The organism is Gammaproteobacteria bacterium, assembly GCA_016716465.1.
In the GTDB taxonomy this organism is placed as follows: domain Bacteria; phylum Pseudomonadota; class Gammaproteobacteria; order SZUA-140; family SZUA-140; genus JADJWH01.
Window position 1 is genome coordinate 1,478,721 of sequence record JADJWH010000001.1, and the last position, 25,343, is coordinate 1,504,063.

Sequence of the window (25,343 nt, forward strand, 5' to 3'; positions counted from 1 at the left end):
GCCCTACCCGCGCGCGCCGCCGCGCAGCGCTCCCCAGGCCAGCAGCACCCAGCCGCCGATGAAGGCCAGTCCGCCGAAGGGCGTCACCGCGCCGAGCCAGCCCGGCCCGCCGAGGCTGAGCAGATAGAGACTGCCCGAGAACAGCACGATGCCCGCGCCCAGCAGCACGCCGGCCCAGCGCAGGATCCGTGCCTCCGGCAGCCGGGCCGCCAGCAGGCCCGCCGCGAGCAGGCCGAGCGCGTGATAAAAATGGTAGTCGACCGCGGTGCGGTAGACCGCCCCCAGTTCCATACCGAGCCGACCCTTCAGGGCATGGGCCCCGAAGGCGCCCATGATCACCGCCAGCGCCGCCGCCAGCGCGCCCGCGGCCAGCAAGGCGCGCGCCGCGCAGGCGATTCCCGAGGTTTCGTTTGCCTGCCGTTCCATCTTCGCTCCACAGCGCCGCGACGCATGCGGTCAGCCGCATGTTCCACGCGCGGTCGCAGGCTCTATCTTGGGATTCCGCCCCAGCCCGGTCAATAGCGGCGCGCGGCGTAATGACTTCGCCACCGATTCGCGTTACCTTATGCGCCAGCAACCTGCTCCCCCGCAAGCACGGGGCATGGACAACCCTGCGGGAACGGATTTTTCATGGACACGACGGCCTGGCTCAAGGCGTTCCGCACCGAATTCACCGATCTCTTCTTCCAGGTGGCGACCTATCTGCCGCGGCTGCTGCTCGCCATCGCCGTCATGGTGCTCGGCTGGCTGGTCGCGCGACTGGTGCGCGCGCTCAGCGTGCGCCTGCTGCTGGGGCTCGACCTGCTCTGGCAGCGGCTCGTCTCCCACAAGGGACTGGAGCGGCTGCAGCCGCGCCTGCCGCCGGCGCGCATCGCGGGCGAATTCCTGTTCTGGTTCGTCGTCCTGTTCTTCATGGCCGGCGCCGCGTCGATACTCGGGCTCGGCACCTTCGTCGCCTGGATCTCCAAGCTGACGACCTATATCCCGATCCTGCTGACCGGCCTGCTCATCATCATCGCCGGCATCATCCTGAGCAGCCTGCTGCGCGAGCTGGTCGTATCGGGCGCGGAGCGCGCGGGGATCCAGCGCAGCGATCTGCTCGGCCGCCTGGCCCAGATCGCCGTCCTGCTGACGGCGACCGCGATCGGCGTCGACCAGATCGGAATCAACATCTCCTTCCTGTCCATCATCGTCGGCATCGCGCTCGCCGCCACCTTCGGCAGCGTGGCGCTGGCCTTCGGTATCGGTGCGCAGACCTACATGAGCAACGTCATCGCCGGGCACCAGCTCAAACAGATCTACCACATCGGCGACCGCCTGCGCATCGGCGGCGTCGAAGGCACCATCATCGAACTTTCCTCCACCAAGGTGATCCTGGGAACGGACAGGGGACGGGTGATCATCCCCGCCAGGCTGTTCGAGGAGGCGGTGGCGGAGCTGCCCGAGCGGACGGATCGTGAAGCCCAATAACCATCTCACGCTGAGTTACCTCGAATCCCACCCGCTCGACGCCGCGCACACCCTCGAGCGACTGCCGGCGCCGACCAGCGCGCGCCTGCTCGAGGCGATCCCGTCCGAACTGGCCGCCCGCCTGCTCGCGGCGATGTCGCCCAAGACCGCGGGCGCCTGCCTGCACGAGATCCCGGAATTCCTCGGCACGCGCATCCAGCACGCCGTCCCGCCCGTCGCCATGGCGCACATCCTCAAGGTCGTGCCGCCGGAACAGACGCGCACGCTGCTGGCGCGACTGCGGCTGCGCGACCGGATGCACATCGAACGCCTGCTGTACTACCCGCTCGACACCGTCGGCTCCCATATGGAAACCGTGCCGTTCACGCTCGCCTCCGATCTCAGCATCGGCGAGGCGCTGCGGCGGGTGCGAGCCTTTACACCGGCCGCCAACGAGATCTTCGTGGTCGATCGCAATCAGCGGCTGGTTGGCATCGTCGACAGCGTTGCCCTGATCCGGGGTGACGGGCGCACGCCGCTGCAGACCCTGGTCCGGCCCGTGCCCGCGCGCCTGTCGGTGCGCACCACCCTCACGATGACGCGCGCGCATCCGGCATGGCAGAACCAGCGCCTGCTCCCGGTCATCGAGGGCGATGGCGTCCTTGCCGGCGCGATCAGTTACCGGACCGTGATCGAAGCCACGCAACTGATCGGCGCCCATCCGCCCGCGAACGCCGATTTCGTCGACAGCGTGCTCAACCTGGCCCAGATCTTCTGGACTGCGCTGGCCGAACTCCTCCATAACCTCGCCACCCTCCGCGCCCACGGCACCCGGGGCGGGAAATAACGCGACGGGACGGGCATGGCGTACGACGTCAGGCACGCGGTCACCGCGCTGAACGAGGACTATCTCCGGCGTTATCCCGCCGAGGCCGCGCGCGCGGTGGCGGACATGCACCCGGACGATATCGCCGAACTGCTGGCGGCCCAGCCGGTGATGCGCGCGATCGCCGTGTGGCAGCAGTTGCCGCTCGATCTCGCGGCCGAGACCCTGCACCGTCTCGACGACGAACTGGCGAGCCGGCTGCTGAACCGCGCCGATGCGGTGAGGTCGGCGCGCGCCTACGCACGCCTGCGCGAGGCACGACGCGAGCGCCTGCACGAGCGGATCACCGCCTCCCGCCTGCGCGAATTCGAGCGCCTGATGCACTTTCCGGCCAACAGCGCCGGGGCGCTCATGGATACCAATTTCCCCCTGCTCACCCCCGCGATGAGCGCGCGCGAGGCGCTCACCCGTCTGCGCCGGCGCCGCAGCCGTTCCGCGCAGCAGTTCTATATCACCAGCGAGGACGAGCCGCCGCGGCTCTACCTGCTCGAGATCCAGGAGCTTGCCTTCGCGGATCCGCGCAGCCGCCTGATCGACCTCGCCCGGCCGGCGCCGACCGCGGTCACGCCGACCGCGAACCAGGAGGATATCGTCGAACAGTTCGACCGCCACAAGCTGGCGGAGCTGCCGGTGACCGACGTCCACGGAGAACTCGTCGGGGTGATACATTACGACGCGCTGGTAAGCGCGGTGCGTGAGGACAGCAGTGCGGACCTGCTGACCATGGTGGGCGCGAGCCGCGAAGAACGCGCCTTGTCGAAGATCGGCTTCGTCGTCCGCAAGCGGCTGCCCTGGCTGCAGATCAACCTGCTCACCGCCTTTCTCGCCGCCGCGGTCGTCGGCCTGTTCGAATCCACCATCGCGCAGTTCACCGCCCTCGCCGTGCTGCTGCCGGTAGTGGCGGGTCAGGCGGGCAACACCGGCGCGCAGGCGCTCGCCGTCACCATGCGCGGCCTGGCGCTGCGCGAGATCAGCATCAGCCACTGGTTGCGCGTCGCGCGCAAGGAAATCGGCGCCGGCTTCATCAACGGCGTCGCCGTCGCGGTGGTCACCTCGATCGGGGTGATGGTGTGGAGCGGATCCGGAGGACTCGCGCTGGTGATCGGCACCTCGATGGTGATCTCCATGGTCGCGGCGGGATTTTCCGGGGTGATCGTGCCGATCCTGCTGTCCGCCGCCGGACAGGATCCCGCGCAATCCTCCTCCATCATCCTGACCACGATCACGGACATCATCGGGTTCCTCACCTTCCTCGGCATCGCGACCCTGCTGTCCGGTTTGCTCTAGAGGAAAACCAGGACTAAGGACTGAGGACTTAGGACTGAGTAAAGACAAAAATCCGGGCGGATGGGATAAGAAGGAAAATCTATAAATTTGCCGTCGCTTTTTTGAATCAGTAATTTACCAGGTCACCAGTACCCTCCCCGTCCTTAGTCCTTAGTCCTTAGTCCTTAGTCCTTAGTCCTTAGTCCTTAGCCCTTAGCCCTTAGCCCTTAGCCCTTAGCCCTTAGCCCTTAGCCCTTAGCCCTGGGTCTTGCGCGCCATGATGGCCCAGGTGCTGGACGGCATCCAGACACTCCCGTCGGCGCGCTGGAACTCCGCCAGCATAGCGCCCAGATCGGCGCGGATCCGCTCCAGCTTGCGGCTGCCTTCCTCGCCCGCCTCGCGCACGATCTCGCCGGCGGGGCCGACGAGCATCTGGTAATCGATCGCCTCCTCGACGTCGGTGCCGATGCAGATCTCGGCGTCGACGCGCCGGAACATCTCGACACGGTCGAAACCCGCGGCCGTCAGCATCGCGCGATCGGTCTCCTCGTCCGCCATCGAAAACGGTCCCGGCCCGCAGGTCCTGGCCTGATCTCCGGGTGGCGGCAAGTGTCGGAGCGCGATCTCCTTGGCGCTGCCCCAGCAGGGGTTGTCCTGTATCGTGCGCCACACGATGAGACACAGCCGCCCGTCCGGCTTCAGGGCGCGGCGCGCGTTGCGCAACGCCATCACCACGCTCTCGAAGAACATCACGCCGAAGCGCGAGAACACGGCGTCGAAGTACTCCGGCGGAAGCGGGTGGGTCTGCGCGTCGCCCTGCTCATAGCGCACGTGCGCGCAACCGTCCCGGACCGCGTCCTCGCGCGCGGTGCGCACGAAGGCCTCGGTGCAATCCAGACCGACCACTTCACCGGACGGCGTCACCTGACGCGCGATATCCAGACAGGTCTCGCCGCAGCCACAGCCGATGTCGAGGACGCGCTCACCGGGACGGAAGGCATACCAGGGATAGGCGATCGCGCTGTGGATCGCGCCGTTGCCCGCCAGCAGGTGGCGGAACCGGAACCATTTGGGGACCAGGATCTCGTTCCAGCAGCTGATGAAATCTTCATTCATGAGCGCACGCCCTCGTGAACACGACCGGACATCCTGCCCCGACAAGGCATCCATCTTCGCCCCAATACCTGAGTAAATCAATCAGGAATGGGCGGCCCGGAACACTCGGAATAAGTCTTAACTTATTAGGGATATATTTCTTAAGAAATCATCCCGCGCAGACGTTACATAAGAAGCCATGAAGTAAGAGCCCACACAACCCCGGCTCAACGCCGGTCGATGGGCACCCGTAATAAATATAGGAAGGCAATGCGCGCACTCCGGCGACACATTGGCACCCGCATCACCCTGCTGATGACCGGCCTGCTGGCCATTCTCCTGCTCGGCGGCAGCCAATGGCTCAACGACCGTCTCGACGAGATGGTCCGCCAGTGGGAGGCGCGTCAGGCCAGGACGCATGCCAACACCCTGTTGTCGACCCTGCAGACCCTGATGCTCAACGGGGAGGGGACGCTCGCCCGCGACTGGATCAACCGGATGCACGGCATCGCCGGCATCCTCGACATCGAGGTGCTCCGCCAGGACGGCAAGGAGGCCTTCACCGATCTCGCCACCGTCTCCGCCGTCAACGGCTATCTCGGCGCCCTGCGCTTCGAGCGCGAGCCGGTCGAGGGCCACCACCGCGGTGAACCGCTGCACCCGCCCGCCTTCGAACAGGCACTGCGGGGCGAGAATGGCATCGACTGGTCCATCCCCGGGCGCATGACGCTCTACCTGCCGATCCCCACGCGGGAGGAATGCCTGGGCTGCCACGGATACGATCCGGCATCCCTGCGCGGCGTGCTTCGGCTCGGGCTCTCCACCGCGGACATCGAGCAATGGGCGGCGCAACTGCAGCGCCGCGCGACCACGGGAATTATCGTCCTGCTGCTGTTTTCGAGCCTCGTCCTGACGGGCGCCGTGCAATGGACCGTGCTGACACCGCTGGCGAGACTGAGGAAGGCCATCGTCGATATCGGAGAAAACCGCCAGGCGGCGCGCCTCGACATCGCCCGCGAGGACGAGGTGGGACAGGTGGCCTGCGCCTTCAATCGCCTGCAGGGGCAATTGCTGGCGGTCACCGACAACGTGCCCGACGCCCTGCTGACGTGCAATGAACAGGGCCGCATCATCACGGCCAATCGCGCCGCCGGGATAATGTTCGGTGATACGCCGGAGCATCTGATCGGACAGAATATCGCCCTGCTGATTCCGGACATCGCAAAACGTTACCCTGCCGATTCTGCTGACGCACAGGGAAATACGGCGTCACGCGCGTGGCCGGGGCAGCGCTGGGAATCGACGGCGCTGCGCCGTGACGGGACGCGTCCGCCGGTGGAGGTCAGCCTCAATGCCTACCGGCTGGAAGACAAGCGCCGCCTCATCGCGGTCGTGCGCGACATCACGGAACGCAAGGCCCAGCTCGCCACGATCGAGCATCAGGCGCTGCACGACCCGCTCACCGACCTGCCCAACCGCGCCCTGCTGTCGGACCGCCTGCGCCAGGCGATCCGCGCCGCCGACCGCAGCGGGGAACCGCTGGCGCTGATGATCATGGACCTCAACCGCTTCAAGGAAATCAACGACACCCTCGGGCACCTGCAGGGCGACCTGCTGCTGCAGCAAGTGGCGGCCCGCCTGCCTCCGCTGATGCGCGCCTCGGATACGGTAGCACGCCTGGGCGGCGATGAATTCGCCCTCGTGCTGCCCCGTTCCGACGCCGAGTCCGCGGCCCGGATCGCGGAGCGTATCAACCAGTCACTGGAGGAGCCGTTCAAACTGGAGGAGCACACGTACACCATCGGGGCCAGCATCGGAATCGCGCTCTATCCGACCCATGGACGGGACGATGTCAATCTCCTGCAGTGCGCGGACACCGCCATGTACGCGGCCAAGCGCCGCCGCATCGGCTACGACTTTTACAGCCCGGAACAGGACGAGCAGAACGCGCAGGCGCTCAAGCTGCTGGGAGACCTGCGCCGGGCGATCGGCACCGACCAGCTGATGCTGCACTATCAACCCAAGGTGGACCTCCGCACCCATTGCGTTACCGGCGTGGAGGCGTTGCTGCGCTGGAATCACCCCGAGCGCGGGTCGATCCCGCCGGCCGAGTTCATCGCGATCGCCGAGCGCTACGGCATCACCGGTGTGCTCACCGCCTGGGTGATCGAGGAGGCGATGCGCCAGATGTACGCCTGGGAACTGGACGGGATCGAGCTCGGCATCGCCGTCAATCTGTCCATGCACGACCTCGAGAACGACCAGCTGATCCGCCACGTCGAGCGCTACCGCGCCGAAAACTCCGACGCCCGCACCCACCGCCTGTGCCTCGAGGTCACCGAGACCGCCATGATGTCCAACCCGCCGCGCGTGTTCGAAACCCTGAACACCCTGGCCGACATGGGGTTCGTCATTTCCATCGACGATTTCGGCACCGGCTACTCCTCGCTCAACTACCTGCGCCAGCTCCCGCTGTCCGAGATCAAGATCGACAAATCCTTCGTGATGGACATGCTGCACAACAAGGAGGCGGCCACCATCGTGCACGCGGTCATCGATCTCGCCCACAATCTCGGGCTGCGGGTCGTCGCGGAAGGCGTGGCGGAGCAGGCGATCCTCGAGCGCCTCCAGGGCATCGGCTGCGACATCGCGCAGGGCTTCCATATCGCCAGACCCATGGGCGCGGCCGCCCTGAACGACTGGCTGGAAAGCGCGCCCTGGGGGAAAGAAGGTCCCGCCCCGGCGCGGGATTGAGAACCGCCGCACATCCCCGCCGCGGCCCGGCTTGCCCGGCCCGGGCTTTTTCGCTAGAGTCTGAACCGTAGTTCGTCATTCGCAGTGAAACCGCAATTTCCGCAGGAGGTGATCCATGAAACGCTTGCTCGCCCTGCTCTCCATCGCCATGATCTTCGCCGCCGCGCCGGCGCTCGCCTGCGATGGCGGGGGCAAGACCAAGGCCGACGGCTCGAAACCGGCCAGCGAAAGACAGGCCTGATCGCCGCGGTCACGGCGGAAAAGAGGCGGCGCAATGCGCCGCCTCTTTTTTTTGCGCGCGGGATGGCCAGGCTCAGCCCAGGGGGAGGCGAATCGTGATCCTGAGCCCGCCGTCCGGCTCGTTGCGGGCATCGATGGTGCCGCCGTGCGATTCCACCGCGCGCCTGGCGATGGCAAGCCCGAGCCCGTAACCGCCGCTCGCGCGGTCGCGCGACTCACTGGCCCGGAAGAAGGGCTCGAAGATACGCTGGAGATAGGCCTCGCCGACACCGGGACCGTGGTCGCGCACGGTGATCACGGCCTCCCCACCTTCCGCGCCCGCGGCGAGCGTGATCTCCACAGCCGTATCTTCCCGGGTGTAATGCACCGCATTGCGGACCACGTTCTCGATCGCGCTGTGCAGGAGCTCGGGGCTGCCGACCAGGGATACCGCGTCGAGCGCGACCACGCGGACATGGCGCCGGCTCTGTTCCGCCTCGAAGGCGGCATCGCGCGCGATGGCATCCACCAGGGACGCGAGATCGACCGGCTCGCGCACGCGCTCGCCGACCTCGACCGCGAGCCGGGTCAGGGACAGGATCTGGCCGATCAGCTCATTGAGACGCTCGGCCTCGCGCTCGATGCGATCGAGTTCCTCGGCGGCGCGGCCCTCGGTCCGCCGGCGCGCGAGGCCGAGCGCCGCCTGCAGGCGCGCGAGCGGCGAACGCAATTCATGGGAAACGTCACGCAACAGGTCCTTCTGCGCCTCGATGAGTGCCTGCAGACGCGCCGCCATGCGGTCGAAATCCCGGCTCAGCCCCCCCATCTCATCGCCGCGCAGCCCGAGCGCGCCGACGCGCACGCCGAGATCCCCGGTCGCGAGCGCCTGGGTCGCGGTACGCAGGCGGCGCACCGGCGCGCTCAGATAACGCGCCAGCCCGAGGCATACCACGCCGCTGATCAGCAGCGCCGCCAGCAGGCCGGGTATCGACACCAGGTGCCAGACCGGATGCGGCGGCCGGAAAACGGCGATGAGATGAAAGTATCCCTCGCGCGGCACCGCGACCGAACGGATGATCAGACCGTGGTGTTCGGGTCCGGCCTCGCCGTCATCGTCGAGATCGCGGCCGCCGTCCGCGCGGGCCGCGGCGCCCGTAGGCACCGGGCGGGAGGTCGCGGTAGGAAGGCGGCGGACCGAAGATCCACGGCCGCGCCTCGCCGATATATCCGCGCGAACGCAGCAGATCGATGATCCGCGTGAGGTACGGCGGCAATTCGTTCCCGAGCACCTCGCGCCCGGCGGGGTCGATCAGGAAGACATTCATCCGGCGATTGCTCCAGGTATGATCCAGCCATTCCCGGAATCCCGCCACGCCGCGCGCGCGCAGCACGTTCTCGGCCTCCGCCACGCTCTCGGCGAATTGTTCCTTTTCGCGTTCGATCATCAGCGGAATGCGCTCGCGTCCGATCTGCGCGGTGGTCCACGCGATCGCGCCGCCCATGGCGATCATCGAAACCCAGAAGATGAGGAAGATCTTCCAGAACAGGTTGAACATGTCAGTCACCCACGCGCGCGTACAGGTAACCCACGCCGCGCACGGTCTGGATGCGCTCCTCGCCCCCCGGCAGCGGGCCGAGTTTCCGGCGCAGATTGCTGATGTGCATGTCGAGCGCGCGGTCGTAACGGGTGAGCTTGCGGCCCAGCGCCCGCTCGCACAGGGTCTCCTTGCTGACGACGCGCCCGACCTCGTCCAGCAGCACGGCGAGCACGCTGTATTCCGTGCTGGTGAGCTCCACCGGGGCGCCCCCCTGCAGGATCCGGCGGGCACCGTGCTGCATGACGATGTCGCCGACAACGAGGTCGTCGCTGGTCCTGTCCGGCTCGCCCTGATCGGAACGGCGCAGGACGGCGCGGATGCGGGCGACCAGGACGCGCGGATTGCAGGGCTTGGGCAGATAGTCGTCCGCACCGAGTTCGAGCCCGACCACGCTGTCCGTATCGGAACCGCGCGCGGTCAGCATCAGCACCGGGATCAGTGATTTGCGCCGCAGTTCGCGCAGCACGTCGAAGCCGTTGAGCCGCGGCATCATCACATCCAGCACCACCAGATCGCAATCGCCCTGCACGGCCCTGGCGAGGGCGTCGTCGCCATCGTAGGCGACATCGACCTCGAAGCCCTCGCCACGCAGGTACTCGGCCAGCATGTCGCTCAATTCCTCGTCGTCGTCGGCCAGCAGCAGTCTCGCCATGCCTCCTCCTTGCCCTGTTTAGCGGCGATTATAAAGCCCGCCGCCGCCCGCGGGTGGGCGCTTTACAGAATCTTACAATCATTTTCTCCAGCTTTACCTTCCCTGACCCACACTTGCAGGAACCCCGGCTATCCTGCTCAGCGTCAACAACGAACACGGGAGAACGCCATGCTGTCGGTAAATGTGAATGAAAGCGATGCCATCGCGCTGCTGGAAGCGGGCGACACGCTCGCGCGAACGGATCTCGAGGCGGCCGCCCGCGTCGTCGATCCCTATCTCAAGCGCAAGGGGAAACTGAACGGCCTCATCATCCGCGCCCCCGGGCACGAGGGCTGGAATGCCTTCGCCGCCCTGGCACAGCACCTGCGCTTCACCATGGACCAGCATCGCTCGATCACGCGCATCGCGCTGGTGACCGACGCGGACGCCTCCCGGGTGGCGGGCCGCATCGCCCCGCATTTCGTCAACGCGAAGATCAAGATCTACCCGGATGCGAGACTCGAGAGCGCACGCGCCTGGATCCTGGCGGACGTTCTCAACTGACCCAGACCCCATCAACCTGCAACGAGACAAGGAGACAGCACCATGAATACGAACACCGCTCAGAACATCAATACCGCCGAACGCATCGTCAGGCTGGCCTTCAGCCTGACCCTCGTGATCGTGCCGTTCATCGTCGACGCGCCGCTCGGGGATCTCGCGCTGCTGCCGCTGCTGGCCATCTACCCGGGCCTCACCGCGGCGCTCGGCTGGGATCCGCTGCTGGCGGCGGCGAGCGCCCTGCGCCGGCGCGGGCAGGATTCCGCGGCGGGAATCGGACACGGTCTGGCCGGCCGGGCCTGACGCCACGACCCCGTATCAATCTGGAAGAGGAGAACATCATGAAACGTACTGCATCATCGCTCATGGCCACCGGCGTCCTGCTGGCGGCCACGACCCTGACCGGCGCGGCATTCGCCCACGCCGACGACTCCGGCCCGCACCACATGGGCCACGGCTACCCGGGATCTGGCTATGGGGGACCGGGCTACGGACCGCCGTCCTTCGGCCCGCACGGTTACCGCGGCATGGGCGGACTGTCGTCCCTGGCCGAGGAACTCGATCTCAGCAAGGAACAGCGCAAGAGCGTCCGCGACATCATGGACAAGTCGCGCTCGAAGGCGCGCGAGCTGGGCGAGTCCATGATCGAGAATCGCGAAAAGATGGACGATGTCCTCGACGACAAGGGCTACGGCGCCGACTTCGACAAGCTGGCGCGGCATCAGGGCGAGCTGGTCGGGGAAATGATCATGCTGAGGGAAAAAACCCGCGCCCAGATCGAGGGCGTACTGACGGCGGAACAGAAGGAGCGCTTCCGGGAGTACGCCGACGACTCCTGCGATCGCGACCAGGGTTTCGGCTGGCATGGCCGGGACTGGTAACGGCCGCGACCTGCGCTAAAATACGGCCGGCAGCCAACAGGGAAGACAGCGTGCCAGGGACTGGCACAAGGTCACCGGGACGGGGCGGGACACCTACCCGTCCCGTTTGTTTTCCGGAACTTCCTCCGCGCCTTCCGCGCCGGGGGCGCGGTCCGCATCCTTCCTGCGCCCGAAGAAATTGCGGGCGCTGTCCTTGAGATTGCCGGCCTCGCGCTTGAGGCGCTGCAGCAGCCGGCGCGCCCAGATGAACTCCGTCGCGAGGATGGCCAGTCCCGCCGGGATCACCACGATCGCCGGACCGGGCAGCACGATCATCGCGATACCGATCAGCACCACCGTCGAGCCGATCACCAGGACGACGATGCGGCGCGCGCCCTTCAGGGTCAGCACAAGCAGGTCCCCCAGGTCATCGGCCAGCGGCGAGACCGGCGCCGCGGCGCGCGGCTTGAGGAAGATCGACAGCAGGGCGCCCGCGGCGAGGATGGCGACCACCGTGAGCAGGGTGATCCCGTCCGCCAGCGGATAACGCTGCGCCAGCAGCATCTTTACGCCGAGGACGCCGAGCAGGAACACCAGGCTCAGCTTCAGATAACGCAGGCGCGGCAACACGCCGGCGACGGCGAAATAGAGTGGACGCAGGCCGAGGATCGCGCACACATTCGCGCTGATGATCAGGAACGGATCGCGGGTCACGGCGATGATGGCCGCGACGGAATCGAGCGCGCAGGCGAGGTCGGCGCCCACCACCAGGAGCAGCGCGACCAGCAGCGTAGTCGCCGTCCGGCGTCCGTCGGCGCGCGAGAGGAAGCGGTCGCCGTCGAACCCGTCGCGGAGCGGAATGCAACGGCGCGCGAGACGGACCAGCGGACTGCGTCGCGGCCGTGGCTCGCCGCGCCGCAGCAGCAGGCGCACGGCGCTCGCGACAAGCAGCACGCCGAGCGCGTAGTTGACCCATGCGAAGCGCTCGCTCAGGGCAACGCCGCCCGCGATCATCACGCCGCGCAGCGCCACCGCCCCGAATACGCCCCAGAACAGCACGCGCTGCTGATACTCGAGCGGCAGGCGGAAATGCGCGAAGATCAGCGCGATGATGAAGATGTTCTCGAGACTGAGGGCCTTCTCCACCAGATAGCCGGTGAGAAACTGCAGGGCGGCGGCGCGCCCGTCGAGTTCGCGGGCGCCCGTCAGGCCGGCGCCGAACGCGTGGTGCTCATACAGATAATAGATCGCGATATTGAGGCCGAGCGCGACCACGACCCAGAAACCGGTCCAGGCGAGCGCCTCGTAGACGCCGATGGAACGGTGCCGGCGCCGGACGATCGCCAGATCGAGGATCAGGATCGCGGCGATGACGGCGGCAAAACCGGCCCACAACCAGATCGTCATGCGCCGCTCCCGCGCCCGCCACCGGCTCTCAGCGGTAGACCTTGCGGCGGAACAGGTCGTTGCGCCGGCTCACCACGCGATCGATGAACAACAGGCCGTTCAGGTGGTCGATCTCGTGCTGCGCGACGCGCGCCTCGAAGCCTTCCATCTCGTAGCGCTGCTGTCGCCCGCGCTCGTCGCGGGCCTCGAGCGTCAGCCGCTCGGCGCGCACGACATTGCCGGTGTAGTCCGGCACCGAGAGGCAGCCCTCCCGGCCGATGACCGAACCCTCCCACGCGATGATCTCGGGATTGACCAGCACCAGCCGGCCGTGATTGGGCCATTGCGGCTTGGCGGAGGCGTCGATGATCACCACGCGCCGGCCCCAGCCGACCTGCGGCGCCGCGATGCCCACGGCGGCCGGCCCCGCGCGCATGGTTTCCTCGAGGTCGGTCACCGCCCGGCGCAGGGCATCGTCGAAGTCCGCCACCGGGTCGGCGACGCGCTTGAGCTGCTCGTCCGGATAGGTGAGGACAGGTCGTACCGCCATGCCGGCCTCAGCCGATGAGCGTGTCGATCGGCGTCAGCGACGCGTCGATGCCCTCGCGCCGGATAATCTCCAGCGCCGATCTCAGCGGCTCGATGCCTTCCCGGGCCTGGCCCTCGATGTGCATGATGTAGAGCGGGTGCTCCGCGCTGCCGCCGACCCCGGACTCCAGATTGAGGATGTTGAGGCCGGCCTCGGCGAAGGCGCCGACGGCATGCGCGACGATGCCGGCGCGGTCCGAACCGGACACCGTGATGCAGACGTCCGGCTCGACGTGCTGATGCAAATGGCCCTCGATGCGATCGACATGCTGCGCCAGGCCGAGCGACTGGGTGACCGGCTCGACCAGATCGGCGAGCCGGGCCGCGGTGCCGGCCCACTGCACCATCAGCATGATGGTGAAATTACCGCCCAGGCGCATCATCGAGGCCTCGCCCAGGTTGCAGCCGCCGTCGTACAGCGCCGCGGTCAGCTGCGCCACGATCCCGGGGCGATCCTCGCCCACCACCGTCAGCATGAACCATCCGCTCATGTCCCCTCCTCCCCTCAGTGCAGGCTCTTGTGGGCGAAGTAGATCACCGTCACGCCGGCCAGGATCAGGGCGATCTGCTGCAGCGTCACCTTGGGCTGCAGGCGCCGGTGCAGTCCGGGAATCAGATCGGCGACGGCGATATAGATGAAGCTCGCCGCCGCCACGGCCAGCACATACGGCGTCACGTGCTTCAGTTCCGCCATGCTGAAATAGGCCAGTACACCGCCCACCACCGTGGTCAGACTCGACAGCAGATTATAATAGAACGCCCTGGCGCGGCTGAATCCGCTGTCGAGCAGCACGGCGAAATCGCCCACCTCCTGCGGAATCTCGTGCGCGGCCACGGCCAGGGCGGTGACGATGCCGAGATGGTGATCGGTGAGAAAGGCGGCGGCGATCAGGATGCCGTCGACGAAGTTGTGCAGGCCGTCGCCCACCAGGATCAGCATGCCCGCTGCCTTCTGACCCGGCCGGTGATGGCCGTGCGCATGCGCGTGATCGTGCTCATGATGCGCGCCATGCTCCGGCGTATGGGCCTCGCACTCGAACGAGTGGCAGTGCCGCCACAGGATCAGCTTTTCCAGCACGAAAAATCCGAGCAGGCCGAGCAGCACGGCGAAGCTGATGTCGTGGATGTCGCGCACACCGGGACTCAGCATGGCGTGCGGCAACAGCGCGAGGAACGCGGCGCCGAGCAACGCCCCGATCGCGAAACTGACCAGGTGGGGCAGGACACGCACGCGCCAGGGTTCCGGGGCCAGCAGGAAGGATGCGGCGGCGATCACGCTGAGCGCGCCGCCGAGCAGGCAGAACAGGATGATGTAGGCGAGCGTCGTCATGCGTCGGGGCGCGCCGACGCCGGCCCGGCCGCATCCTCGAGCAGGCGCATCACGTCCGTGCGGTCCTGCTTGCGCGCCCAGGTCATGGCCGTCTCGCCGTCGTTGTTGCGCGCGTTGACGTCCGCCCCGTGCGCCAGCAGCAGCTCGACCACCGGCACATGACCCTGCCGCGCCGCCCGCATCAGGGCGGTCTGGCCGTCGCGCGTGCGGGCGTTGACGTCGGCGCCGCGCTCGATCAGCAGCCGCGCGCTGGCGGCGTGGCCGATATAGGCCGCCGTCATCAGGGCCGTGAGACCGTTCTGGTTCTGATCATTGACCTGCGCCCCATGGTCGAGCAGCAGCTGGACCAGGTCCGGCCGGTCGCTCAGCGGCATGATGATGAGGGCGGTGTTGCCCATGGAGTCGCGCATGCCCACCTGGGCGCCGCGCGTGAGCAGCTCGCGGGCCAGATCAGGATGGTCACCGGAGGTCGCCAGCATCAGGGGCGTGACGCCGAGCTCGCCCTTGGCGTTGACGTCGGGATCATGCTTGAGCAGCAGCCAGGCGATGTCCAGATGGCCCTTGCGGATCGCGACATCGAGCACGGGTTCGTGGGCGCGGTTGCGCGCGTTGACGTCTACCCCCTGCACGAGCAGCGCCTCGACCCCGGCGCGGTCGCCGCGATCCACCGCGTCGACCAGGGGGGGGTTGCTGCATGCGGCCACGGCCGCGCAGCTGGCCAGGAGGAACAGCAGGCGCAGCGGCCGCGGGGGCGCGAGCCGATGCGGGGCGGAAGGGATCTGTACACGAATCATGAACGGGCCGCTCCGGATAAAGTCAGGCATTCTACAACGAATCCGGCGAGCGGTTCGAGACGGCGGGGCCCGCGGGTCAGGATCAGGCGCCTTCCCGCCAGATCAGGCTCGCCATGCGTCCGGTCGCGCCGTCCCGGCGATAGGAGTAGAAGCGCGCGGCGTCACCATGGGTGCATTCCCCTCCGCCGTAGACCTCGCTGACGCCCGCCAGTTGCAAGCGCCGGCGCGCGAGCTGATAGATATCCGCCAGCCAGCGCCCGGCGGGCGACGGGCGGAAGGCCGCCGCGGCGCCCGCGTCCGCGGCGAGAAAGACGGCGCGTACCTCCTCGCCGACCTCGAAGGCCTGCGGACCGATGGCCGGGCCCAGCCAGGCGATGCAGGGGCCGCCGAGCGCATCGGCCGCGGCTTCGAGCACGCCGGCGGCGAGGCCGCGCCAGCCGGCATGGACCGCGGCCACCGCGTTGCCATCGCGCGCGCACAGCAGCACCGGCAGACAGTCGGCGGTCAGCACCGCGCATACCAGATCGGGATAGCGGGCGACGGCGGCATCGGCCTGCACGCCCGGTTGCCACTCGTCGGCATCGATGACCGTCGCGCCGTGCACCTGGTCCAGCCAACACGGTTCGACCGGCACGCCGGCCGCGCGCAACAGGCGGTCGCGGTTCTCGCGCACCGCCTCCGGATCGTCACCGACGTGCAGCGCCAGATTCAGTTCCGCGTATGCCCCGCGACTCACCCCGCCGCCGCGCAGACTGGTCAGCGCCCGCACCCCGGCCGGCGCCGGCCACTCGGGCGCGATCCAGCGCACCGCCTGGGAAACCTGTGTGTTCATGGGGGCAATCTAGCAGAAAAAGCGCGTACCCGGAAAATAGGGCGGGAAATAATAATGCAGGACTAAGGGCTCAGGACTAAGGACTTAGTCAAAGACAAAAACATCTAAAGACCCGTCACCCAGTCGAGTGCGTTGATTCCGGACTCAGGTATTGCATCCCCGAATTCCAGCATCCAGACTGCGAGGTACGTCTCACAGCCAGCAGGTACTTCTATGTGTACTTCGTCCTTAGCCCTTAGCCCTTAGTCCTTAGTCCTTAGTCCTTAGTCCTGATCTTTATTGTCTAGCCCGCCATCCGTTCAAGCAGCGCGGGCTCCGCCGCCTCCCCTTCGGCGGGAAGCAGGAAGAAGCTGTCGCGCGCCCAGTGCAGCAGGCGGATCTCGCCCGAAGGTTCTTCGATCAGGGCGGTACAGTTCTCGACCCAATCGCCGGAATTGGCGTAGAGCAGGCCATCGATGTCGCGCACCTTGCCGACATGGATGTGGCCGCACACGACGCCGTCCAGGCCTGCGTGCCGCGCCCGTTCGGCGGCTGCCGCCTCGAAGCGGCGCACATAGTCGACGGCGTTGCCGACCCGGCTCTTGATATAGGCGGACAGCGACCAGTAGGGGCGCCCGAATAGTCGCCGCAGGCGGTCGCAGTAACGGTTGAGCGCGAGCAGGAAGTAATAGTTGAGGTCGCCGATGTGGCGCAGCCAGCGATTGACCGTCACCACCCCGTCCAGTTCGTCCCCATGGGTCACCAGCAGACGGCGGCCGTCGGCGGTCATGTGCTCCGCCTGTGACAGAATTCGCACCCCGTTGAACTCCATGCCGGCATAGTCGCGCATCAGGGCGTCGTGATTGCCCGGGATATAGATCACGCGGGTGCCGCGCCGGGCCTTGGCGAACAGGGCCTGAACCACACGGTTGTTGAGTTGCGGCCAGAACCATCCGGAGCGCAGCTTCCACAGATCGAACACGTCGCCGACCAGGTAGAGGTAATCCGACTCCGTATTATCGAGCAGATCCAGCAGGTATTCCGCCTGCGCCCCCCGCGTCCCCAAATGTATATCGGATACGAAGATGGAACGTACCGTTAATTTGCCCATCGAGATTCCTCCGCCAATTGTCCGTCGCGTCTTGTATCTCACGGGCGCATGACGCTTTTGTAACGAAACGGTGAATCTTTCATTAAGGCGGGCGCGCCTGCGGCGTTTGCGGCGCGTTTTCACGCAACTGTCATCAAACCTTCGCGGCGCTGTCACACGGGCCGCGTAGGCTCTGACGCGAAGATGAGACGAATGCCAGCATTCATGCGGTCTTGCGGCGGATCCCTTGCGCCGCCGCGGGTCATCCGTCGTCACGCCGCCCACCGGGGGACCGCGTGCGCATACTGATGATCTCGGACGTCTATTTCCCGCGCATCAACGGGGTATCCACCTCGATCGCCACCTATCGCGAATCCTTCCGGTCCCTGGGACACGAGGTCACGCTGCTCGCGCCCGCCTACCCGGCGGAACATGCCGACGACGCCGAAACCGCGCGCATCCCGTCGCGCGGCCTGCCGCTCGATCCCGAGGACCGCATGATGCACTATCGCGCCCTGACCGCGATGCGGGAGACGCTGCGCCGGCGCGCCTTCGATATCGTGCACATCCAGACGCCGTTCGTCGCCCATTACGCCGGCATCCGGCTTGCGCGCGACCTCGGACTCCCCGTCATCGAGTCCTATCACACGTACTTCGAGGAATACCTCTACCACTACATCCCGCTGCTGCCGCGCGCCGCGCTGCGCACACTGGCGCGACGCTTCTCCGCCGGCCAGGGCAATGCCGTCGACGCGCTCGTCGTGCCGTCACAGGCCATGCTGGAAAAACTGCGCGCTTACGGTGTCGGCAGCGAGATGCGCATCATCCCGACCGGACTCAACCTGCAGCACTTCACCCGCGGCGATGGCGTCGCCTTCCGGCGCCGTCTCGGCATCGACCCCGCCCGGCCCGTGCTCCTCTTCGTCGGTCGCGTCGCCTTCGAGAAGAACATCGATTTCCTGCTGCACATGGTGGACGAGGTGCGGCGGCAGATGCCATCGGTGCTGCTGCTGATCGCCGGCGAGGGCCCCGCCGAACCGCATTTGCGCCGGCTGGTGCAGCGTCTCGACCTGGGGGCGAATGTCGCGTTCGCGGGTTACCTCGACCGCGCGACCACCCTGCTCGACTGCTACGCGGCGGCCGACGTGTTCGTGTTCTCCTCGCGCACCGAAACCCAGGGCCTGGTCCTGCTCGAGGCCATGGCCATGGGCCGTCCGGTCGTCGCCCAGGCGGTCATGGGGACACGCGACGTGCTGCGCGAAGGCGACGGCGCGCTGATCGCGGAGGATGACGTGCACGATTTCGCCCGCAAGGTGCTCGCCCTGCTGGGCGACCGCGGACTGTATGAACGGCTGAGCCGCCGCGCGCTCGACTACGCCGGCACCTGGTCCAACGAGTCCTGCGCCCGCCGACTGGAGGAATACTATGTGCAGCTCATCGAGCGGACGGCGCCGGCGCGCCGCCTGCTGGAGCCGCGTCATGCCCGGTAGCGAATCCGGAGCCGCCCTGCCGGGAAGGCGACTCGCACGCCCGCGCCGCCGCCCCCTCTCGCCGCCATGCGCGAAACACTGAGCGCAACGTCGGGACACCCCCTCCATCTCGGCATCGTCACCGAGACCTATCCGCCGGAGATCAACGGCGTGGCGATGACGCTCGGTCGACTGGCTGACGTCCTGCGCGAGCACGGCCACCGCGTCTCCGTGCTCTGCCCACGCCGCAGCGAGCGCCACGGCGCCGACCCCGATCTGTGCGAGGTACCGGGCCTGCCCCTGCCAGGCTACCGCGATCTGCGCTTCGGCCTGCCCGCCGCGGGAATGATCCGGCGGCTGTGGCGGGAGCAGGCGCCGGACGTACTCTACGTCGCCACCCAGGGTCCGCTCGGCGCCTCGGCGATACGCGTCGCGCGCCGACTCGAAATACCCGTGGTGAGCGGATTCCACACCAACTTCCATACCTACTGCCGCCATTATCACGTCGCCTGGATGGAGCAGGTGGTCTTCGCCTATCTGCGCCGCTTTCACAACCGCACCGCCACCACGCTGGTCCCGACCGCGGCCTTGCGCGCGAACCTCGCCGCACGCGGGGTGCGCAACGTGGAGGTGCTCGGTCGCGGCATCGATACGGCGCTATTCACCCCGGCGCGGCGCGACGTCGGCCTGCGCGTCGCCTGGGGCGTGACGGACGACGCGCCCGCGGTGTTGTACGTCGGCCGGCTCGCCGCCGAGAAGAATCTTCAGCTCGCGGTGCGCGCCTTCCGCGCCCTGCAGGGCGCGCGACCGGAAGCGCGCTTCGTCCTGGTCGGCGACGGACCGCTGGCGGCGCGCCTGCGGGAGGAGCATCCGGACTTCGTCTTCTGCGGGATGCGGACCGGCACCGACCTGGCCGCGCACTACGCCTCCGGCGACCTGTTCCTGTTCCCCAGCCTGACCGAGACCTTCGGCAACGTCCTGCTCGAGGCGCTGGCAAGCGGTCTCGCGGTCGTCGCCTACGACTATGCCGCGGCGAACCAGCATATCCGCGCATCCGATAACGGGCTCACCGCGCCCTGCGGCGACGAGGAGGCCTTCATCCGGCATGCGCTCACCCTGGCTTCCGATCCCGCGCTGCGCCAGACCCTGCGCGTCAGGGCGCGCCTCCAGGCGCTGAGCCAGGGCTGGCCCCAGATCGGGGCGCAGTTCGAGACGCTGCTGCGCCGGCAACTGCGGGCGGATCGCGCCCACACCCTCGGCTATAACTGTAATTCCGGCGGCTAACCCACGGTTGTCAAATATAATTCACATAACTGACGCGCCACCGTCATATTCCCGGCCGATACTGGCCACAGCTGGGAAACCGTGAGGTGACTTATGGCATCCGCCAGGACCGTGGCAATCGTCAACCGCCTGTTCGAGATCGACACGGCAATCTGTTACCAGGTCAACCGCATCAGCCGCGTGCAACTGCTGCGCACCTTCTTCACCGTCATCAGCCGGCTCGGCAACGGCGTCTTCTGGTACACCCTGATCGCCCTGATCGCCGTGCTCGATGCCGACCAGGGATATCTCGCCGCGAGCCACATGCTGCTGACCGGCCTTGCCGGCGTGGTCATCTACAAGCTGCTGAAATCGAAAACCGTGCGCCCGCGGCCATTCACCCGCCACGCCGGCATCCAGCTCTGCACCGCGCCGCTCGATCAGTACAGCTTTCCGTCCGGCCACACACTGCACGCGTTCTCCTTCACGCTCGTGGCCTGCGCCTACTACCCGTTCCTGCTCTTTCCGCTCGCGCTGTTCACCGCCCTGGTCGCGCTCTCGCGCATGATTCTCGGCCTGCACTACCCCACCGACGTCGCCGCCGGCATCGTGATCGGCGTATTGCTCGGCGTCATCAGTCTCGGCATCTGACGCGCACTTCGGACGCACCTTCATGAAGCGCGGCGCCGCGCGCCGGTCGCGGGGAGAATCCGGCTATACTCGCTCCCCGGCTGCCTCTATAATGCAGCTGCATTCCATGACTACCGTGACGCAGAACGCCGCACCATCGCCTGTCCCCGAGCAGATCGCCGCCGTCGATCTCGGCTCGAACAGTTTCCACATGATCATCGCGCAGATGCACGGCAGCGGCTTCAAGCTGATCGACCGCCTGCGCGAACAGGTCCGCCTGGCCGACGGCCTCGACAAGGCCCGCAACATGGACCCCGCGGCGCAGGAACGCGCGCTGCAGTGCCTGGGCCGGTTCGGACAGCGCCTGACCGGGCTGCCGGCGGAAAACGTGCGCATCGTCGGCACGAATACCCTGCGCAGCGCGAAGAACACCGCGGAGTTCCTCGAACGCGCCGAACAGGCGCTGGGATACCCGATCGAGATCGTCTCCGGCATCGAGGAGGCGCGCCTGATCTACAGCGGGGTTGCCCACAGCCTGGCCTCCGACGGCGGCAGCAACCGCCTGGTGGTGGACATCGGCGGCGGCAGCACCGAGATCATCATCGGCCGCGGCTTCAGCCCGATCCTGATGGAAAGCCTCTACATGGGCTGTATCACGCACACCAATCGTTTCTTTCCCGGTGGGAAAATCACTGCCGCCGGCATCGAGCGGGCCCTGCTCGATGCGCGCGTCGAGCTCGAACCCAAGATCGAGATCTACCGCGCCAGGGGATGGGCCAGCGCCATCGGCGCGTCGGGCACCGCGCTCGCCATCAACCGCATCCTCGCCGCCAACGGCTGGGACAAGGACGGCATCACCCTCGCCGGACTGCGCAAGCTGGCCGATGCCATGCTCAAGGCCGGGGACACCAGCCTGCTCCGGCTGGAAGGCCTGAGCCGCGAGCGCGCCGCGATACTGCCCGGCGGCGTGATGATCCTGCTCGCCGTGATCGAGGGACTCGGCATCGACAGGATGCTCGTCTCCGACGGCGCCCTCCGCGAAGGCCTGCTGTATGACCTCATCGGCCGCCATCATGCCGGCGACGTGCGCGACGCCAGCGTGGATGCGCTCATGTCGCGCTATCACATCGATCGTGAACAGGCCGCGCGCGTGGAGTCCACCGCGCTGAAGTGCCTGGGCCAGGTCGCGCAGGAATGGAAACTGGATGAGGAGACGCACGCGAACTGGCTCGGCTGGGCCGCACGCCTGCACGAGCTCGGGCTCGACATCGCCCACAGTCATTATCAGAAGCATGGCGCCTACGTGATCGCGAACGCCGATCTCGCCGGCTTCTCGTTCCAGGAACAGCGGCTCCTTGCCTCGCTGGTGCTCGCGCACCGCCGCAAGTTCCCGGCGCGCGACTTCAAGGAACTGAAGAGCATCTGGGGCAAGCAGGCCGAGCGTCTCGCGTTATTGCTGCGGCTCGCCGCGGTGTTGCACCGCAGCCGCAGCGCGGTACCCCTGTCCGAGTTCAGCCTGTCCGGCGACAAGCGGCGCATGACCCTGCGCCTGCCCGCCGGCTGGCTGGACGCCCACCCGCTCACCCGCACCGACCTGGAACGCGAGGCGCAGTATCTGGCCCAGATCGACGCCGTGCTGGAATATTCCTGATCCCGCGCGAGTCCGGCGGGAGATGTCTAAATGCATGGGGACAGATTTGAAATCTGTCCCCTTCTTCCATTGATTTGAAATCCGTCCCCATTCTTCATCTGATGATTCGCAGCAGCGGCGGCGGCGTGCATGTGATGACCAGCGGACAACCGCTGCGCGGGTGCGGGAAGCGCAGCTCGGCGGAATGCAGGTGGTAACCCGGGTCTCCGGGGAGGGCGCGCGTCGCCGGCGCCGGCACCCCGCCGGCGACGTAGAGCGGATCGCCCACCAACGGGTGTCCGGCGAAGGCGAGATGGATGCGGATCTGATGCGGCCGCCCGGTGGCGATCTCCACATCGCACAGAAACGCCTCCGCGCGCCGCTCCAGCACCGTGACCCGCGAGCGCGCCGGCTTGCCGGCGGGCGCGGCGGCGTAGAGGCTGCCGAGCGCGGCGTGCGGCACAGGACCGATGGGCGCATCGATGATCCGCTCGTCCCAGACGGGAGCGCCGGTCGCGAGCGCGCGGTAGCGCTTTCCGACCGCCGGCGTGGCCCACTGCCGGATCAGCGCCGCCTGTGATCGAGGCGTGCGCGCGCACAACACGAGGCCCGAGGTCCAGCGCCCGAGGCGGTGCAGCGGCGCGGCATCCGGCGCATAGGCACGCACCTGGTACAGCAGCGTCGCCTCGAGGAAATCGGCGCCCGGCAGGGTCGGCAGACCGGGCGGCTTGTCCACCGCCAGCAGATCCTCATCCTCATACAGCACCGTGAACGACCGCGGCGCCTCCGGCTCGACCCACGGCGGGCGCCGCCACACCAGTTCGCCGCCCCGGCGCAGCACCGCGCCGGATTGCGCGGGCCGGCCATCCAGGAGCACCCGTCCGGCGTCGATGCGCGCCAACCACTCGGCCTCCGTGGAGTGGCGGTAACGTCGGGACAGATAGTCCAGCAGCCTCACGCCATCGGCCGCGGGACCGAGCGTCTCGCGATAGTCGTAGCCCTGATTCAGGCGCGCGCCGGCGGTGCCCATGATCCACGCCTCACGCCGGCGGTTGCGGCGGTATGACCGCGTCATCGGACTCGGGCTTCTCCAGCACGACGACCGGCGGGGTGTCCGTGGCGGCCGCCAGGCCGGACAGGCCGCCCGCCCGGAGCTCCGGTTCGCCAGCGATGGCCTCGGGCAGGAATCCGCCCGCCTGTCGGCTCCACAGGCGGTAATAGGCGCCGCCGCGCGCCAGCAGGTCCGAATGCGCGCCGTCCTCGGCGATGCGGCCGTCGTCGAACACCAGGATGCGGTCCAGATGCGCGATGGTCGACAGCCGGTGCGCGACCACGATGACGGTCTTGCCGCGCATGGCCGTGTCCAGCGTCTCCTGGATGGCATGTTCGGTGATTGAATCCAGCGCCGAGGTGGCCTCGTCGAGGATCAGGATGGGCGCGTTCTTCAGGATCACGCGGGCGATCGCGATGCGCTGGCGCTGGCCGCCCGACAGTTTTACGCCGCGCTCGCCGACCAGCGAGTCGTAGCCCTCCCGGACCTGCATGATGAACTCGTGCGCATGGGCCTGGCGGGCCGCCTCGATCACCTCGGCGTCGCTGGCCTCCAGGCGTCCGTAACGGATGTTTTCGCGCAGCGTGCGGTGAAACAGCCCCGGATCCTGCGGGATCAGGCTCAACTGCGCGTGCAGTGAATCCTGCGTCATCGCACGGATGTCGACGCCGTCGATCAGGATCGCGCCGGCCTGCGGGTCGTACAGGCGCAGGATCAGGCTGACGAAGCTCGACTTGCCCGAGCCCGACAAGCCGACCAGGCCGACGCGCTGGCCGGCCGGTATGCGCACACTGAGCCCGTCGAACACCTTGCGCGCCGGGGTGTAGCCGAACTCGACCGCGCGGAATTCGATCTCGCCGCGCCGGATCGGTACTGGCCGCGCCTGCGGGAGATCCACCAGCTCGTGCGCGCGCACGATGGTGTGCACGCCGTTCGAGACGTTACCGATGTACTCGAAGAATTCGAGGAAACGCCGGGCCAGGTTGCGCGCCTCGTTGATCACCAGCAGCGACAGGCTGACCGCCAGCACGAAATCGCCGACGCCGATCCGTCCCTGCCCCCACAGGCGCAGGGCGTAGTACAGCAAGCCGATCTTGAGCACCGCCGCCGCCGAGAACTGAAACCAGCGGATGCGCTCGGAATAGTGGTGCGAGACCAGGATCGCCTGCATCTCGTGCGTCAGATTACGCTCCAGGTTCTCGCGCTCGAAACCCAGGCGCGCGAACAGGCGCGCGCTGGTGAGATTGGTCACCGAATCCACCACCGTGCCGGTGGTCTCGCTGCGCGCGGCCGCGGCCGCCTGCGCATACGGCCGGCAGCGCCGCGCCAGCACGTAGGAGACACCGATGAACAGCACCGCCCAGGCCAGCGCGAACCAGCCGAGCTGGGCATGCGCCTGGAACAGCAGCACAACGGCGACGCTGATGACGATGGCGATGGGCCAGAATTCCGTGATCAGCGCCCACAGGGTCTGCGTCACGCCCAGCGAGGTCTCCGAGATGCGGTGCGCCAGCGCGCCCGCGAAATTGCTGCTGAAGTAACGATAGGAATGATGCTGAAGATAATGGTATATCGTGCGCGTCACCGCCTGGCGCTGGCGCGGCCCGAGCCGGATCTGGATCGCGCCCGCGAGCCGGCCGAAGACCAGCTCGCCGATACAGAACGCGATGAACAGCAGCATGGGTCCCTGCAGGTGGGCGACCACCGCCATCGAGGTCTCCTGCGCCCCGGTCACGCTCTTGATGATGCGCGCGAGCGCGTACGGGATCAGGATGCCGCAGGTGGCGTTCGCGGTCTCGAACGCCAGCATGCCGAAATACCACCAGCGGTACCGGGCGACGAAATACCAGATGAAGCGGAACGGAGTGTCCGGCAATGCGGGCGTGCCGGGCGCGCGCTGAAGAATCTGAATCGCGGGATCCTCGGACGAGGGGAATAGGGACGGCCCATCAGTGCCGTCATGCCAGGTGACGGAATTATAA

The 25,343-nt window shown here is 67.4% G+C and carries 25 protein-coding genes; 11 read left to right on the top strand and 14 right to left on the bottom strand.

The genetic code is table 11. The annotated features are described in order from the left end of the window. Positions 1–3 precede the first annotated feature (3 nt). Positions 4–426 (bottom strand): DUF423 domain-containing protein, encoded by a 423-nt coding sequence (locus tag IPM20_07140; protein MBK9131396.1) that lies wholly within the window; start codon positions 424–426, stop codon positions 4–6. 204 nt (positions 427–630) lie between these two features. On the opposite strand from IPM20_07140, the gene IPM20_07145 reads away from it, so the two are divergent. From IPM20_07145 to IPM20_07155, 3 genes are read left to right on the top strand one after another with little or no spacing between them, the layout of a single operon-like run. Continuing rightward, positions 631–1,470: a mechanosensitive ion channel gene (locus IPM20_07145; protein ID MBK9131397.1), complete on the top strand. Its 840-nt coding sequence runs from the start codon at positions 631–633 to the stop codon at positions 1,468–1,470. Further along, positions 1,457–2,296 (top strand): magnesium transporter, encoded by an 840-nt coding sequence (locus tag IPM20_07150; protein ID MBK9131398.1) that lies wholly within the window; start codon positions 1,457–1,459, stop codon positions 2,294–2,296. The genes IPM20_07145 and IPM20_07150 overlap by 14 nt, the downstream gene beginning before the upstream one ends. Positions 2,297–2,311: 15 nt before the next feature. Further along, complete coding sequence (locus tag IPM20_07155) at positions 2,312–3,622, top strand: magnesium transporter (protein MBK9131399.1); 1,311 nt, start codon at positions 2,312–2,314, stop codon at positions 3,620–3,622. Positions 3,623–3,856: 234 nt separating this feature from the next. Here IPM20_07155 and IPM20_07160 read toward each other — a convergent pair whose 3' ends face one another. After that, complete coding sequence (locus tag IPM20_07160; protein MBK9131400.1) at positions 3,857–4,717, bottom strand: class I SAM-dependent methyltransferase; 861 nt, start codon at positions 4,715–4,717, stop codon at positions 3,857–3,859. A gap of 249 nt (positions 4,718–4,966) precedes the next feature. Between IPM20_07160 and IPM20_07165 the strand changes: the two genes are divergently transcribed. Further along, a complete protein-coding gene (locus IPM20_07165) occupies positions 4,967–7,450 on the top strand; it encodes an EAL domain-containing protein (GenBank protein MBK9131401.1) in 2,484 nt (827 codons plus the stop codon). 313 nt (positions 7,451–7,763) lie between these two features. Here the strand turns inward: IPM20_07165 and IPM20_07170 are convergent, their stop codons facing one another. The 3 genes from IPM20_07170 to IPM20_07180 are packed head-to-tail and all read right to left on the bottom strand — an operon-like array spanning position 7,764 to position 9,919. Beyond that, a complete protein-coding gene (locus IPM20_07170) occupies positions 7,764–8,831 on the bottom strand; it encodes a HAMP domain-containing protein (GenBank protein MBK9131402.1) in 1,068 nt (355 codons plus the stop codon). Beyond that, the gene (locus IPM20_07175) at positions 8,779–9,225 is read right to left on the bottom strand and encodes a hypothetical protein (protein ID MBK9131403.1); all 447 of its coding nucleotides are present in this window, start codon (positions 9,223–9,225) and stop codon (positions 8,779–8,781) included. Before IPM20_07175 ends, IPM20_07170 begins: the two co-directional genes overlap by 53 nt. Position 9,226: 1 nt before the next feature. Continuing rightward, on the bottom strand, positions 9,227–9,919 hold the full coding sequence (locus IPM20_07180) for a response regulator transcription factor (GenBank protein MBK9131404.1): 693 nt from the start codon (positions 9,917–9,919) through the stop codon (positions 9,227–9,229). A gap of 168 nt (positions 9,920–10,087) precedes the next feature. Here IPM20_07180 and IPM20_07185 point away from each other — a divergent pair, with 168 nt between their 5' ends. Genes IPM20_07185 through IPM20_07195 form a run of 3 tightly spaced genes read left to right on the top strand, consistent with a single transcriptional unit; the run spans position 10,088 to position 11,340 of the window. Next, the gene (locus IPM20_07185; GenBank protein ID MBK9131405.1) at positions 10,088–10,462 is read left to right on the top strand and encodes an STAS/SEC14 domain-containing protein; all 375 of its coding nucleotides are present in this window, start codon (positions 10,088–10,090) and stop codon (positions 10,460–10,462) included. A 42-nt stretch (positions 10,463–10,504) separates the two neighbouring features. Then, complete coding sequence (locus IPM20_07190) at positions 10,505–10,762, top strand: DUF2892 domain-containing protein (GenBank protein ID MBK9131406.1); 258 nt, start codon at positions 10,505–10,507, stop codon at positions 10,760–10,762. Between the two features lie 38 nt (positions 10,763–10,800). Next, a complete protein-coding gene (locus tag IPM20_07195) occupies positions 10,801–11,340 on the top strand; it encodes a Spy/CpxP family protein refolding chaperone (protein MBK9131407.1) in 540 nt (179 codons plus the stop codon). Positions 11,341–11,433: 93 nt separating this feature from the next. Here IPM20_07195 and IPM20_07200 read toward each other — a convergent pair whose 3' ends face one another. From IPM20_07200 to IPM20_07230, 7 genes are all read right to left on the bottom strand, one after another. Continuing rightward, entirely contained in the window at positions 11,434–12,726 is a 1,293-nt protein-coding gene (locus IPM20_07200) for a TerC/Alx family metal homeostasis membrane protein (GenBank protein MBK9131408.1), read from the bottom strand. 28 nt (positions 12,727–12,754) lie between these two features. Then, complete coding sequence (gene def, locus IPM20_07205; protein ID MBK9131409.1) at positions 12,755–13,255, bottom strand: peptide deformylase; 501 nt, start codon at positions 13,253–13,255, stop codon at positions 12,755–12,757. 7 nt (positions 13,256–13,262) lie between these two features. Further along, complete coding sequence (locus IPM20_07210) at positions 13,263–13,784, bottom strand: amino acid-binding protein (protein MBK9131410.1); 522 nt, start codon at positions 13,782–13,784, stop codon at positions 13,263–13,265. A gap of 14 nt (positions 13,785–13,798) precedes the next feature. Next, positions 13,799–14,623, bottom strand: coding sequence for a ZIP family metal transporter (locus IPM20_07215; protein MBK9131411.1), 825 nt, complete (start codon positions 14,621–14,623; stop codon positions 13,799–13,801). After that, positions 14,620–15,417, bottom strand: a complete 798-nt coding sequence (locus tag IPM20_07220) for an ankyrin repeat domain-containing protein (GenBank protein MBK9131412.1) — start codon at positions 15,415–15,417, stop codon at positions 14,620–14,622. Before IPM20_07220 ends, IPM20_07215 begins: the two co-directional genes overlap by 4 nt. Before the next feature lie 82 nt (positions 15,418–15,499). After that, the gene (pgeF, locus tag IPM20_07225; GenBank protein ID MBK9131413.1) at positions 15,500–16,249 is read right to left on the bottom strand and encodes a peptidoglycan editing factor PgeF; all 750 of its coding nucleotides are present in this window, start codon (positions 16,247–16,249) and stop codon (positions 15,500–15,502) included. A gap of 283 nt (positions 16,250–16,532) precedes the next feature. Further along, on the bottom strand, positions 16,533–17,339 hold the full coding sequence (locus IPM20_07230) for a UDP-2,3-diacylglucosamine diphosphatase (GenBank protein ID MBK9131414.1): 807 nt from the start codon (positions 17,337–17,339) through the stop codon (positions 16,533–16,535). A gap of 275 nt (positions 17,340–17,614) precedes the next feature. Between IPM20_07230 and IPM20_07235 the strand changes: the two genes are divergently transcribed. The 4 genes from IPM20_07235 to ppx all read left to right on the top strand — a co-directional run bounded on the left by IPM20_07235 (position 17,615) and on the right by ppx (position 22,331). Further along, the gene (locus IPM20_07235; protein ID MBK9131415.1) at positions 17,615–18,808 is read left to right on the top strand and encodes a glycosyltransferase; all 1,194 of its coding nucleotides are present in this window, start codon (positions 17,615–17,617) and stop codon (positions 18,806–18,808) included. 66 nt (positions 18,809–18,874) lie between these two features. Beyond that, entirely contained in the window at positions 18,875–20,071 is a 1,197-nt protein-coding gene (locus tag IPM20_07240) for a glycosyltransferase family 1 protein (protein ID MBK9131416.1), read from the top strand. 93 nt (positions 20,072–20,164) lie between these two features. After that, positions 20,165–20,701 carry a phosphatase PAP2 family protein gene (locus IPM20_07245; protein MBK9131417.1) on the top strand — a complete coding sequence of 179 codons (537 nt, stop codon included), beginning with the start codon at positions 20,165–20,167 and terminating at the stop codon, positions 20,699–20,701. A 106-nt stretch (positions 20,702–20,807) separates the two neighbouring features. Continuing rightward, complete coding sequence (gene ppx / locus IPM20_07250) at positions 20,808–22,331, top strand: exopolyphosphatase (GenBank protein ID MBK9131418.1); 1,524 nt, start codon at positions 20,808–20,810, stop codon at positions 22,329–22,331. A gap of 94 nt (positions 22,332–22,425) precedes the next feature. Here the strand turns inward: ppx and IPM20_07255 are convergent, their stop codons facing one another. Together IPM20_07255 and IPM20_07260 are read right to left on the bottom strand one after the other, a co-directional pair. Beyond that, a complete protein-coding gene (locus tag IPM20_07255; GenBank protein MBK9131419.1) occupies positions 22,426–23,340 on the bottom strand; it encodes an RluA family pseudouridine synthase in 915 nt (304 codons plus the stop codon). A gap of 10 nt (positions 23,341–23,350) precedes the next feature. After that, on the bottom strand, positions 23,351–25,171 hold the full coding sequence (locus IPM20_07260; protein ID MBK9131420.1) for an ABC transporter ATP-binding protein: 1,821 nt from the start codon (positions 25,169–25,171) through the stop codon (positions 23,351–23,353). Positions 25,172–25,343 lie beyond the last annotated feature (172 nt).